Raw genomic sequence first — 13011 nt, forward strand, 5'->3', positions numbered from 1 at the left:
TGTCCGTCGGCACGGCGTCCTCGCCGTCCAGGACGGCGTTGCGGACGAGTGTGAGCCACGGGCTTCCCGGGGCGTTGAACGCCTGCTGGAAGTTCAGCGCCACCGGGGTGTCGCCCTGGGCCGCCACCTCGTTGATCGTGACCAGGCGCGGGTCTTCGGCCGCGTACTCGTTGTCGGCGAAGTCGCTGCGGGAGACCGCGTTGCCGTCCTTGGCGAGCACCTCGACCTGCGCCTCCTCCGACATCATCCAGTTCAGGAAGTTCCAGGCCTGCGCGGCCTTCTTCGAGTCCTTCGAGATGCCGATGCCGTCGCCGCCGACGAAGGTGGAGACGCCTCCGTCCACGCCCGGGATGCCGGCCACGCCGGCATCGAACTCGAGAGACGGCAGGAGCGTGGCGGGGAACGGCATCACGCCGACCTTGCCCTCGCTGAAGGCCGCGGTCCAGGTGGGGCCGGCCTCATCGGTCGAGCTGGGGAGCACGGCTCCGGCCTTCTGCAGATCCGCCCACGTGTCATAGACGGCCTGAGCCGAATCGCCGTCGAGCAGTGACTCGGTGCCGTCGTCGCTCATGACCTGGTCACCGGATGCCCAGATCGACGGGAACCAGGTGAAGACCAGGCATCCCCCGCAGTTCAGGCCCGTCGCCGTGCCGTACGTGTCGGGCTTGTTGAGCGCCTGCACGGCCTTGGCCGCATCGGCGAACTCCTCGAGCGTCGCGGGCGCCTTCTCGGGGTCGAGCCCCGCTTCGGCGAACAGTGCCTTGTTCCAGAACAGCATCGACAGGTCGAGGGCGAACGGCAGTACGTACTCGGCGCCGTCGACGGTGCCGGCCGCGAGGTGGCCCTGGTTGATCTCGTCCTTGTAGTCGAGGCCGTCGATCTGCTCGGACAGGTCGCGGAAAAGACCCTGCTGAGCCCAGTTGGGTACGTAGACGATGTCGGCGGCGAACAGGTCGGGGAGCCCGTCCGATCCGGCGGCGGCCCCGACCTTTGCCACATAGTCGTCGTTCGGGACGACCGTGAGCTCGACCTTGTTCTCGTGGGTCTCGTTGTACGCGTCGACCAGCAGCTTGGCCTGTCGCTCGATGGGAGCGCGCGTCCACAGCGTGAGGGTCGTGCCGTCATCCGTGCCCTCGGCGGTGATGGGCGCGTCGGCGCCCGCGTCGGACGCGGGTGCGCAGGCGGCGAGACCGCCGGCCAGCAGTCCGGCGGTGAGGGCGGCGGCCGATGCGCGGAGCATGGCGCGATTTCGACGGGTGTGCATGGGGTCTCCTCTGGGCTCTTCCTCGAGCGGTGCGGGTGGGGCGCTTCGGCAGTGCAGCGCGGTTACGAGAGGGTTTCTACGAAATCTACGAAACCCCTTTCGAAAAGGTATAGCGTGGTTTTGACGAGGGCGTCAACCCTCAGTCCGATAACCTTTCGGAAACAGGGAGTGAGATGAGCGACGCATCGGGAGCACGGGCGGTGACGCTGAGCGACGTCGCCGCGCGCGCCGGCGTCTCGATCTCGACCGCCTCGAAGGCGCTGAACGACCGCGGCGATGTCTCGGCGGTGACCAGGGCCAAGGTGCGAGCGATCGCCGAAGAGCTCGCCTTCACCCCGAACGCCATGGCGCGCGGTCTCCTCGCCGGGCGCACCGGCACGGTCGGACTGCTCACGAGCGATCTCGAGGGCCGGTTCATGATCCCGATCCTGATGGGGGCCGAAGACGCCTTCGGAGCGGGCCGCATCAACGTGTTCCTGTGCGACGCCCGCGGCGACGCCATCCGTGAGCAGCACCATCTGAGAGAACTGCTGAGCCGCCGGGTCGACGGCATCATCGTCGTCGGCCGGCAGACCGATCCCCGGCCCTCGCTCGGTCAGGAGATCCCGGTGCCGGTCGTGTACGCGTACGCGCCCTCGGATGATCCGCGCGATCTCTCGCTGACGCCGGACAACTACGCCGGAGGGCGGCTCGCGATCGAGCATCTGCTCGCCTGCGGTCGCCGGCGCATCGCCCACATCTCGGGAGAGCCCTCATACGCTGCGGCGCAGGATCGCCTTGCCGGCGCCAGGGCGGCGCTCGCCGCGGCCGGCCTCGAACTGGTCGGTGAACCGATGCTGTCGGAGTGGACCGAGCACTGGGGGAGGGATGCCGCCGCGATGCTGCTGCAGCGTCATCCCGACATCGACGCGGTGTTCTGCGGCTCGGACCAGATCGCACGCGGCGTGCTCGACTCGGCGCGTGACCTCGGACGCGTCGTGCCGGATGACCTCGCGGTGATCGGCTACGACAACTGGGAGGTCCTCGCGACCAACGCCCGGCCGGAGCTCACGAGCATCGACGCGAATCTCCAGCAGCTCGGCCGGCAGGCGGCCCTGCGTGTCTTCGATGCGATCGACGGCGTCGACATCGGCGAGGGCACGCATCACCTGCCCGTGCGGCTGGCGATCCGGGGATCCACGATCGCCCGGCGGTAGCGCGGCTCAGGCCTCGTCGCGCCAGGAGTGCCGCGGCTCGAAGCCGAGGATGCGCCTCGCCTTCTCGATCGAGAGCAGGGTCTCGTTCGGTCCGACCTCACGGGTCACCGGGACGCCGGGGAAGACCTCGGCGATCAGTTCGGCGTTCGGCCGCGACATCACGGTGTCCGCCGCCGCGATGATGAACCGGTCGAAGCCGGGTGCGGCCACCTCGAGCGCGCGCTGCACGGCCTGCGCGCCGTCACGGCCGTCGATGTAGCCCCAGAGGTTCCATTTGCGGCTCAGGGCGTCTGCGTCGAAGTCGGGGAACTCCGCATAGTCCTCCGGGTCCATCACGTTCGAGAACCGCAGGGCCGTGATCGAGAGGTCGGGATGCCAGCGGACCAGTTCGGTCGCGAGCTGCTCCTCGAGCGTCTTCACCAGCGAGTAGACCGATTCCGGGCGGGCCGGATACTCCTCGTCCACCGGGATGTAGGGCGGCGGCACGTCGAACGGCAGCCCGAGCACCGTCTCGCTCGAGGCGTACACGATGCGGCGGATGCCGAGGCGCACAGCTGCCCAGAAGACGTTGAACGTGGCCGGCATGTTGTTGTGGAAGGTCGCGACATCGCTGCGGATGCCCGGTGCCGGGATCGCCCCGAGGTGCACGACCGCGTCGATGCCGTCGTGGCGGTCTCCCACCCCGGTGAAAGCATCGATGACCTGGCCGTAGTCCGTCAGATCGACCTGCACGAAGCCGGGCCCGCGAGGTCCGGCGAGGTCCATCCCGATGACCTCGTAGCCGTTCGATCGCAGTTCGCGTTCGACGACGCGTCCGAGTTTTCCCGATGATCCGGTGAGAGCGATGCGCATGTCACCAGAGTGGCACGAACGCGAGCGGGCGGGGCCGGGGGTCATACACTCAACGGCGTGAGTGAGTCGAGCAGCACCCCCGGTCGCACCGTCGGCGTGCGCGATGTCGCCGCCCTCGCCGGGGTGTCCAGGCAGACGGTGTCGCGGGTGCTGAACGACCATCCGGAGGTCGCGGCCGACACCAAGGAGCGCGTGATCGCCGCGATGGCCGAGCTCGGCTATCGCATGAACAACGCCGCCAGGGCGCTGGGGACCCGGCGTTCGCGCACGCTGGGCGTGCTCGCATCGGACGCGCTGCAGTACGGGCCGTCGCGGAGCATCGCCGCGATCGAGGCATCCGCCCGCGGGGCCGGGTACTGGGTGAGCGCCGCATTCGCCGACGCGGGGGATGCCGAAGCCGTGGTCGCCGCCGTCGACCACCTCATCGCCCAGGGTGTCGAGGGGATCGTCGTGGTCGCCCCGCACGCCCGAACGCTCGAAGTGCTCGATGCCCTGCGCACCGGCGTGCCGGTGGTGACCCTGCACTCGGCGGGGCACGGTGCGCGCGGGCTCTCGGTCGACCAGGCCGCCGGAGCCCGGCTCGCGGTGGCCGCGCTGGCCGATGCCGGTCATACCCGCATCGCCCACCTCGCGGGTCCCGTGGACTGGCTCGAGGCCGAATCGCGCGCCGACGGCTATGCGGCCGAACTCGCTGCGCGAGGGCTGCCCGTCGGCCCGGTGATCGCCGGCGACTGGTCGGCGGGTTCGGGCTACGCCGCGGTGCCGGCGCTGCGGGATTCCGGCGTGACGGCCGTCTTCGCCGCGAACGACCAGATGGCGCTGGGACTGCTCGGCGGGTTGCACGAGGCGGGACTCGTCGTACCGGGCGACCTCAGCGTCGTCGGCTTCGACGACGTTCCGGATGCCGCGTACTACTGGCCCCGGCTCACCACCGTGCGCCAGGACTTCGACGAGCTCGCGAGTCGCGCCGTCGCCGCGGTGCTCGGCGCGGCCGGTGCCGAGGCATCCGATCTCGCCCCCGTCGCCCCCGAGCTGGTGGTCCGCGACTCCGTGGCTCCACCGCGTTCGCCTTGACGCCCGCCCTGGCCCATGGCACACTGCTGTGACCGGTCACAGTGACCGGACACCCGCACCGATGAGGTACCCGTGAGCAACGCAGCCCCCGCATTCGCCCCTGAGGTCGAAGCGTCCATCCAGGCCGTTCGCGCCGACGTCGCGCGCCTGCACGGCGAACTCGTCCGGTACGGCCTCGTCGTCTGGACGGGCGGCAACGTCTCCGGCCGCGTGCCGGGAGCAGACCTGTTCGTGATCAAGCCGTCCGGGGTGTCGTACGACGACCTGACGCCGGCGAACATGATCCTCTGCGACCTCGACGGCAACGTCATCCCCGGCTCGCCGGGCAGCGACCGATCGCCGTCGAGCGACACCGCGGCGCACGCCTACGTGTACCGGAACATGCCCGACGTCGGTGGCGTCGTGCACACCCACTCCACCTACGCCGTCGCCTGGGCGGCGCGCGGCGAGGAGATCCCCTGCGTGATCACGGCGATGGCCGACGAGTTCGGCGGGCCCATCCCGGTCGGCCCGTTCGCGATCATCGGCGACGACTCGATCGGCCGCGGGATCGTACAGACCCTGCATGGGCACCGCAGTCGTGCGGTGCTCATGCAGAACCACGGACCGTTCACGATCGGCGTGAACGCGAAGGATGCTGTGAAGGCCGCCGTCATGGTCGAGGACGTCGCTCGCACCGTGCATCATGCGCGGGAGGCGGGTCCCCTCATCCCCATCCCGCAGGAGGCGATCGACAGCCTCTACAACCGCTATCAGAACGTGTACGGCCAGAACTCGGACACCCGTCGATGAGCGGCCGCGACGACATCCTCGCCGGTCGCACCAGCCTCGGCATCGAGCTGGGCTCGACCCGCATCAAGGCGTGCCTGATCGGCGCCGACGCCACCGAGGTGCTCGCCACCGGATCCTTCGCGTGGGAGAACAGGCTCGAGGACGGCCTCTGGACCTACGCACTCGACGAGGTCTGGCAGGGGCTGCAGGCGGCGCTCGCCGACCTCGTCGCCGACGCGCACGACCGCTACGGCATCCACCCCGACTCCTTCGGGGCTATCGGCATCTCGGCGATGATGCACGGTTACCTCGCCTTCGACGACACCGGCGAGCTGCTGGTGCCGTTCCGCACCTGGCGCAACACGAACACCGGGGTCGCCGCCGCCGAGCTCACCGAACTGCTGGGCGTCAACATCCCGCTGCGCTGGTCGATCGCGCACCTGCACCAGGCCGTCGTCGACGGCGAGGCGCACGTGCCCCAGCTCGACTTCGTCACCACTCTCGCCGGTTACGTGCACTGGAAGCTGACGGGTGAGCGCGTGCTCGGCGTGGGCGACGCCTCCGGCATGTTCCCGATCGACTCGTCCACGGGCGGGTACGACGAGCGGATGCTCTCCGCCTACGACTCCCTCGCCGGCGACCGCCTCCCCGCCCCGGCCGCGCGCCTGCTCCCGGCCGTGCTTCCGGCCGGCTCCGCCGCCGGAACCCTCACCGCCGAGGGGGCACGACTCCTCGACCCGACCGGCTCCCTGAAGCCCGGCATCCCGCTCTGCCCGCCCGAGGGCGACGCGGGCACCGGCATGGTCGCGACCAACTCCGTCGCTCCCCGCACCGGCAACGTCTCCGCCGGCACCAGCATCTTCGCGATGGTCGTGCTGGAGCATCCGCTGGCGAACGTGCACCACGAGCTCGATCTCGTGACGACCCCCGCCGGCGACCCGGTCGCCATGGTGCACTGCAACAACGGCGCGAGTGAGCTGGCCGCCTGGGCCGGTCTCTTCACGCGCTTCTCCGCGGCGGCTGGTCAGCCGCTCACCGACGACACTGTGTTCGAGGCGCTGTTCCGCGAGGCGCTTCAGGGCGAGGCGGATGCCGGCGGACTGCTCGCCTACAACCACCTGGCTGGCGAGCCGATCGCCGGCCTCACCGAGGGCCGTCCGTTGTTCGTGCGCACCCCCGACAGCGCCTTCACGCTGCCCAACTTCATGCGGGCGCAGCTCTACGGCGTCTTCGGCACGCTCGCGCTGGGCATGCAGGTGCTCGCGGCCGAGGGCGTGGGGCTCGACCGGATGTTCGCGCACGGAGGCATGTTCCGCACCGCCGGCGTCGCCCAGCGCTTCCTCGCCGGAGCGCTCGGCGCGCCCGTCGCGGTGGGCGAGCTCGCCGCCGAGGGCGGGGCGTGGGGCATCGCGGTGCTCGCGTCGTACCTCGCTCACGCCGAATCCGCCGACCTCGGAACGTATCTCGACGAACAGGTGTTCGCCGCCGCATCCCTCTCCGTCGTCGACCCTGACCCCGCCGACGTCGCCGGATTCTCCTCCTATCTCGATCGCTACCGCGCGGGCCTCGCCGTCGAGGCCGCGGCCGTCGCATCGCTCTGATCTCCACCTCGAACACCGAAGGACCGTTCATGACCCGCACCCCGCTCACCACCTCCCTCGACGGCTACGAGGTCTGGTTCCTCACCGGAAGCCAGCACCTCTACGGCCCCGAGACGCTCGCGCAGGTCGCCGCGCAGTCGCAGGAGATCGCCGGAATCCTCGAGGGTGCCGACGAAGTCCCGGTCACGATCGTCTGGAAGCCGGTCCTCACGGACGCCGCCGCCATCAAGCAGATCGCGCTCGAGGCGAATGCCGACGACCGGGTCATCGGGCTCGTCGCCTGGATGCACACCTTCAGCCCGGCGAAGATGTGGATCGCCGGCCTCAGCGCGCTGCAGAAGCCGCTCGCGCACCTGCACACGCAGGCGAACGTCGAGCTGCCGTGGGCCGACATCGACTTCGACTTCATGAACCTGAACCAGGCCGCGCACGGCGACCGCGAGTTCGGCTACATCCAGACCCGCCTCGGTGTGCCGCGGAAGACGATCGTCGGTCACGCCAGCGACCCGCGGGTGCGTCAGGAGCTCGGCATCTGGCAGCGCGCTGCCGCCGGCTTCGCCGCATCGCGTTCGCTGAAGCTCGCCCGCTTCGGCGACAACATGCGCTACGTCGCCGTCACCGAGGGCGACAAGACCGAGGCCGAGCTGCGCTTCGGCGTCCAGGTGAACACCTGGGGCGTCAACGAGCTGGCGGATGCGGTCGCTGCCGCATCCGAGTCCGACATCGACGCGCTGGTCGCCGAGTACGAGGAGCTGTACGAGGTCGTCCCCGAACTCCGCAAGGGCGGCGAGCGTCACCAGTCGCTGCGCGACGGCGCCGCGATCGAGCTCGGCCTGCGGTCGTTCCTCGAGGAGGGCGGCTTCGGCGCCTTCACCACGTCGTTCGAAGACCTCGGTGCACTGAAGCAGCTGCCGGGTCTCGCCGTGCAGCGCCTGATGGCCGAGGGCTACGGCTTCGGCGCCGAGGGCGACTGGAAGACGGCCGTGCTCGTGCGCATCGCGAACGTGATGGGTGCGGGCCTGCCGGGTGGCGCGAGCCTCATGGAGGACTACACCTACGACATGACGCCGGGCGACGAACTGATCCTCGGGGCGCACATGCTCGAGGTGTCGCCGTCGCTGACCACCGCGAAGCCGACGCTCGAGATCCACCCGCTCGGCATCGGCGGCAAGGACGACCCGGTGCGCCTGGTCTTCACCGCCGACTCCGGGCCCGCCGTCGTCGTCGCGCTCAGCGACATGCGCGACCGCTTCCGCCTGACCGCGAACGTGGTCGAGAACGTGCCGCCGCGGGCCTCGCTGCCCAACCTCCCGGTCGGCCGTGCCGTCTGGAAGCCCGCCCCCGACTTCAACACGAGCGCCGCCGCCTGGCTGACTGCCGGTGCCGCGCACCACACGGTCATGTCGACCGCGGTCGGCATCGAGGCGTTCCGCGACTTCGCCGAGATGGCCGAGGTCGAGCTGCTCGTGATCGACGAGGCGACCACGCTGCCCGAGTTCCAGAAGCAGGTCCGTTGGAACCAGGCCTACTACCGCCTCGCGCAGGGCCTGTGACCGTGGCTGCCGAACGTCTCGACGTGCCCCGTTCCGGTCGCCAGCTGCGGATCGCCGCGGGGCCGTACGAGGCGTTCATCGCCAGCGTCGGCGCGTCGCTCCGCTCACTCATGCATGACGGTCGCGACCTCGTCGTGCCGTTCGACGCCGACGAGGTGCGCCCCGGCTACCGCGGGACGACGCTCGCACCGTGGCCGAACCGCATCGTCGACGGCCGCTACACCTTCGGCGACGTCGAGCATCAGCTGCCGCTGACCGAGCCGGCGCGCGGCCAGGCCCTACACGGCCTGCTGTCGTGGGCGGAGTTCTCAGACCGCGTCGTCGAGGAAGACCGAGTCGTGCTCGCCGCGGTCATCGAACCGCAGAGCGGGTACCCGTTCCGCGTCGAGGTCGAGACCGAGTACCGTCTCGGCGCCGACGGCCTCACGCAGACGGTCACCGCGCGGAACATCGGAGCGGATGCCGCGCCGTGGGGCACGGGACCGCACCCGTATCTGGTGGCGGGCCCCGGCACCGTCGACTCGTGGACGCTTCTGCTCCCGACATCCGATGTCCTGACCGTGACCCCCGATCGGCTCAGCCCCGTCGCTGTGGAGCCGGTGGCGCAGCATCCGGAGTGGGACTTCCGGTCCGCACGCGCGATCGGCGACGTGTTCATCGACCACGCCTTCACCGGCCTCTCCCGTGCCGACGGTGTCGCCGAGGTCCGCCTGACGGCGGCCGACGGCACCGGTGTCGCGATGAGCTGGGACGAGCGCTGCCCGTGGGTGCAGGTGCACACCGCCGACAATCCAGGGCAAGACGCCATCCACCGGATCGGCCTGGCCGTCGAACCGATGACCTGCCCGCCCGACGCGTTCAACTCCGGCACCGACCTCGTCGTGCTCGGCCCCGGCGACGCGCACGCCGCATCCTGGGCCATCCGGGCGCTATGAGCACGGCGACCCCGCCGATGGGGTGGAACAGCTGGGACTGTTACGGCACCACGGTGACCGAGGCCGAGGTGCTCGCGAACGCCGAGTTCATGGCCGAGCACCTGCTGGCGTACGGCTGGGACACGGTCGTGGTCGACATCGACTGGTCGGACCCCACCGCGCGATCGCACGGCTACAACGCGGATGCGCAGCTGGAGCTCGACGAGTGGGGCCGGCTGATCCCCGATCCGGTGCGGTTCCCGAGCTCGGCGGGAGGGGCGGGTTTCGCGCCGCTCGCCCAGCGCGTCCACGACCTGGGACTCCGCTTCGGCATCCACACGATGCGCGGGATCCCGCGCCGTGCGGTGACGCAGAACCTGCCTATCCTCGGGACGGATGCGCACGCCGCCGACATCGCCGACGCGGGCAACGTGTGCGAGTGGAACCCCGACATGCTGGGCCTCGACCACGCGAATCCCGCGGCCCAGGCGTACTACGACTCGACCCTCGCCCTGTACGCCGAGTGGGGCGTCGACTTCATCAAGTCCGACGACATGCTCTGGCCGTACCAGGCGGCCGACATCGAATCGTATGCGGCGGCCATCCGGCAGTCCGGCCGCGACATCGTGCTCAGCCTCTCGCCCGGGCGCGACCTGTCGCTCGAGCGGCTCGAGCACCTGCGTGCGCACGCGGACATGTGGCGCATCTGCGACGACCTGTGGGACTCGTGGGATGACGTCGCGGCGAACTTCGCCCGCTTCGCTCGGTGGGCACCGTTCGCCGGCGAGCACGGCTGGCCGGACGGCGACATGCTCCCGCTCGGACGCATCGGCATCCGAGCCGAACGCGGCGATCCCCGCGACGATCGCCTCACTCCGGCCGAGCGCGTCTCGCTGATGACGCTGTGGATCATCGCCCGCTCACCGCTGATGATCGGCGGCGACCTGCCCGCAACCGACCCCGCCACGATCGCGCTGTTCCAGAACGCCCAGGCGCTCGCGGTGATGCGGCGGTCGTCGCGGAACCGCGAGGTGTTCCGCGAGGGACGACTCGTGCTCTGGGCGGCCGACGGGGCCGATGGCGAGCAGTACGCGGCGGCGTTCAACCTGGGCGACGAGCCGTTCGAAGCCGTGCTGGATGCGGCGAACATCGGCTTCCCCGCATCGGGATCGGTCACCGAGCTCTGGAGCGGCGACGGGATCGCGCTCGAGCCCGTTTCGGTGCAGAGCGATGCTGCTCGCGGCGTCGCTCCCGGCAGCGCCACTGTGCGGCTCGCCCTCCCGCCGCACGGCGCCGCGCTGCTGCAGCACCGCGACTGACAGTCCGGACAAGGACCGCCGGGAAAAGGCTTGCCCGGCGGGTGTCCGTGCTGCTTGTATGTATGTTGACGTCAACTGTTAACGTCAACATGCGGAGCGAGGATGCTTCGATCACAAGGGAGTGGTTATGAAGAGAACGAAGGCTGTCGCCATGGCGGTCAGCGCCGCAGCGGTACTGACGATTTCGGCGGTGGGTCCGGCGCAGGCCGCCGTTCCGACGGGCGACCCCACGACATACACGTCGTACCCGGCGATCCAGGATCCGGGCAGCGCATCGCCGAGCTACTTCCAGCCGTTCTGGTTCGACGACGACGGCGCGCACATCCAGGCGCACGGCGGCGCGGTCGTCTCCGCACAGGAACTGGGTGTCGAGGGCGGCGATGTGGTCACCGGTGAGGAGGCCGGACGCGCCGTCTACTACTGGTACGGCGAGGATCGCAGCAACGGCTACTACGGCAGCCCCGGCGTGCACGCCTACAAGTCCTACGACACGCTCAATTGGACCGACGAGGGCGTCGTGCTGCGTTCGGTGTCGGATGCTGCCGAGCTCGAGTCGGAGTACTTCGACACGCTCTACGACACCGTCGACGACGCCGGACAGCCTCGCGCAGATCGCATCTCCACGCTGAACTACCACCTGAACACCAGTGATGCCGCCGAGCTCACCACCATCTTCGAGCGGCCCAAGGTGCTCTTCAACGAGTCGACCGGCAAGTGGGTGCTGTGGTGGCACTCCGACGGGCAGACCACAGCCGGCGGCAGCATGTACGCCCGCTCCATGGCGGGGGTCGCCGTCTCGGACAGCCCCACGGGTCCCTTCCGGCTGACCGGCGTGTACCGCATGCCGAACCGCACCGACTACAAGGCCTGCATCTCGGCCGCCGTCCCCGGCCAGGCCCGCGACATGACGGTCTTCCAGGACGACGACGGCACCGCATACATCGTCTATTCGTCGGAGGAGAACCGCTCGCTCTACGTCGCCGAGCTCGACGCCGCGTACACGAACGTCACGCACACGACCGACGTCGACATGGCGAATGCCGGGCAGTACTCCGACGACGGTCGCTACCCGTACCTGTTCGCCGACGGCACCGCCGACGCCCCGGTGCGCGGTGAGGACTTCCAGATCGTGAAGGAGTGCGGGATGCTCGAGGCACCGGCGCTCTTCCAGCACGGAGGCAAGTACTACGCCGTGGCATCCGGTGCGACCGGCTGGGCGCCGAACCCGCAGACCTACCACACGGCCGGCAGCATCCTCGGCACCTGGATCCGCGGCGTCGAGACCGATGATGTGTACGAGAACGTCGCCTACAACGCGATCCCCGAGGGCGGCGACGGACTGCTCTCCGTCGGCGACACCCGGCGCACCTCGTTCGGATCCCAGTCGACCAACGTGCTCGACCTCGGCGGCGGACGCTTCGTCTACATGGGTGACCGCTGGAACTCCGGGGCCGCCGACTCGACATATGTGTGGCTCCCCATCACGATCGGCGAGAACGGCCGTGCCGAGATGCGCAATCCTGCGACCGAGGACCCGACCAGATGGGCCACCGGCTGGGATGAGTCGTACTGGGACGACAAGGGCACCGGCACCGAGATCTGGCGCGTCGTCGAGGACGGCCTTCCCGAAACGGTCGAACCCGGGGAGGACTTCTCGGATGCCCTTCCGGCCACCGTCTCCGTCGAGGTCGGCGGGGTGACGACCGACGTCGCGGTGGAGTGGAGTGCGAGCTCGTTCGCGGAGCGCGGCACGCAGACGATCATCGGGACGCTCCCGGCCGACGCGCAGTTCACCGCCGGCCGCACGTTCGCCCGCACGATCGACGTCGCCACCCCCGGTGTCGTGAACCTCGCTCCGGAGTCGGCGGTTGCAGCATCCAGTCGCCCGACGCTCGCGCCCACGGTCGTGGACGGCAACGTCAAGGGCAAGGGCTGGGACGACTGGGTGGGCGGCGGCGTCTACCCGAAGTCCGGCTGGCTCTCGTTCTCATGGCCGCTCGCGCAGGACGTCGACGAGGTCGTCGTGCACACCTACAAGGACGGCGCGGGCGCGACGTGGCCGTCGACGATCGCGGCCGAGTACCTCGACGCATCGGGTGCCTGGACCTCCGCCGAGGTGAGCGTGGAACTGGCGCAGGATGCCGCGGCCTCCGCACCCGTCGCGGTGCTCGACGTTTCGGCGCTGCCGCGCACGAACGGCGTCCGTCTGCAGTTGAAGACGGCGACCAACACCTGGCAGTCGATCTCAGAGGTGCAGATCTGGGGCGCGGACGGCGTCGAGGACATCTGCTCCGCCGAGGGCACGACGGTCTCCGCCAGCTTCTCCCAGACCGAGTGGGAGACGATGCCCGCCCGCAACGCCTGTGACGGCAGCGCGGCGACCTCGTGGTCGACCTGGACCGGCGGCACCATGAAGGAGTCCGCCACATTCACCGTCGAACCAGCTGCGGCCCGCATCGTCGGCAGC

10 protein-coding genes are annotated in these 13011 nt (G+C 69.9%); 8 read left to right on the plus strand and 2 right to left on the minus strand.

Features of this window, described 5'->3' with window-relative positions; translation table 11 throughout:
- Positions 1–1264: ABC transporter substrate-binding protein (locus tag CUR96_RS17000; protein WP_102194525.1), on the minus strand; the 1264-nt coding region annotated here is incomplete at its 3' end.
- Between the two features lie 173 nt (positions 1265–1437).
- Here CUR96_RS17000 and CUR96_RS17005 point away from each other — a divergent pair.
- Positions 1438–2460, plus strand: coding sequence for a LacI family DNA-binding transcriptional regulator (locus CUR96_RS17005; RefSeq protein WP_102194526.1), 1023 nt, complete (start codon positions 1438–1440; stop codon positions 2458–2460).
- A gap of 6 nt (positions 2461–2466) precedes the next feature.
- Here the strand turns inward: CUR96_RS17005 and CUR96_RS17010 are convergent, their stop codons facing one another.
- The gene (locus CUR96_RS17010) at positions 2467–3312 is read right to left on the minus strand and encodes an NAD-dependent epimerase/dehydratase family protein (protein WP_102194538.1); all 846 of its coding nucleotides are present in this window, start codon (positions 3310–3312) and stop codon (positions 2467–2469) included.
- A gap of 57 nt (positions 3313–3369) precedes the next feature.
- On the opposite strand from CUR96_RS17010, the gene CUR96_RS17015 reads away from it, so the two are divergent.
- From CUR96_RS17015 to CUR96_RS17045, 7 genes are all read left to right on the plus strand, one after another.
- Entirely contained in the window at positions 3370–4386 is a 1017-nt protein-coding gene (locus CUR96_RS17015; protein ID WP_102194539.1) for a LacI family DNA-binding transcriptional regulator, read from the plus strand.
- Positions 4387–4458: 72 nt separating this feature from the next.
- Positions 4459–5178: an L-ribulose-5-phosphate 4-epimerase gene (locus CUR96_RS17020; protein ID WP_102194527.1), complete on the plus strand. Its 720-nt coding sequence runs from the start codon at positions 4459–4461 to the stop codon at positions 5176–5178.
- Positions 5175–6758: a xylulokinase gene (locus tag CUR96_RS17025; RefSeq protein ID WP_102194528.1), complete on the plus strand. Its 1584-nt coding sequence runs from the start codon at positions 5175–5177 to the stop codon at positions 6756–6758. The genes CUR96_RS17020 and CUR96_RS17025 overlap by 4 nt, the downstream gene beginning before the upstream one ends.
- Positions 6759–6787: 29 nt before the next feature.
- Positions 6788–8311, plus strand: coding sequence for an L-arabinose isomerase (gene araA, locus CUR96_RS17030; RefSeq protein ID WP_102194529.1), 1524 nt, complete (start codon positions 6788–6790; stop codon positions 8309–8311).
- A gap of 23 nt (positions 8312–8334) precedes the next feature.
- Positions 8335–9246 carry an aldose 1-epimerase family protein gene (locus CUR96_RS17035; protein WP_102194540.1) on the plus strand — a complete coding sequence of 304 codons (912 nt, stop codon included), beginning with the start codon at positions 8335–8337 and terminating at the stop codon, positions 9244–9246.
- Complete coding sequence (locus CUR96_RS17040) at positions 9243–10544, plus strand: glycoside hydrolase family 27 protein (RefSeq protein ID WP_245861430.1); 1302 nt, start codon at positions 9243–9245, stop codon at positions 10542–10544. Before CUR96_RS17035 ends, CUR96_RS17040 begins: the two co-directional genes overlap by 4 nt.
- A 127-nt stretch (positions 10545–10671) precedes the next feature.
- A partial coding sequence (locus CUR96_RS17045; protein ID WP_245861433.1) for a glycoside hydrolase family 43 protein occupies positions 10672–13011 on the plus strand: 2340 nt, incomplete at its 3' end.

This window comes from Microbacterium aurantiacum, from assembly GCF_002872075.1.
GTDB lineage: Bacteria > Actinomycetota > Actinomycetes > Actinomycetales > Microbacteriaceae > Microbacterium > Microbacterium aurantiacum_A.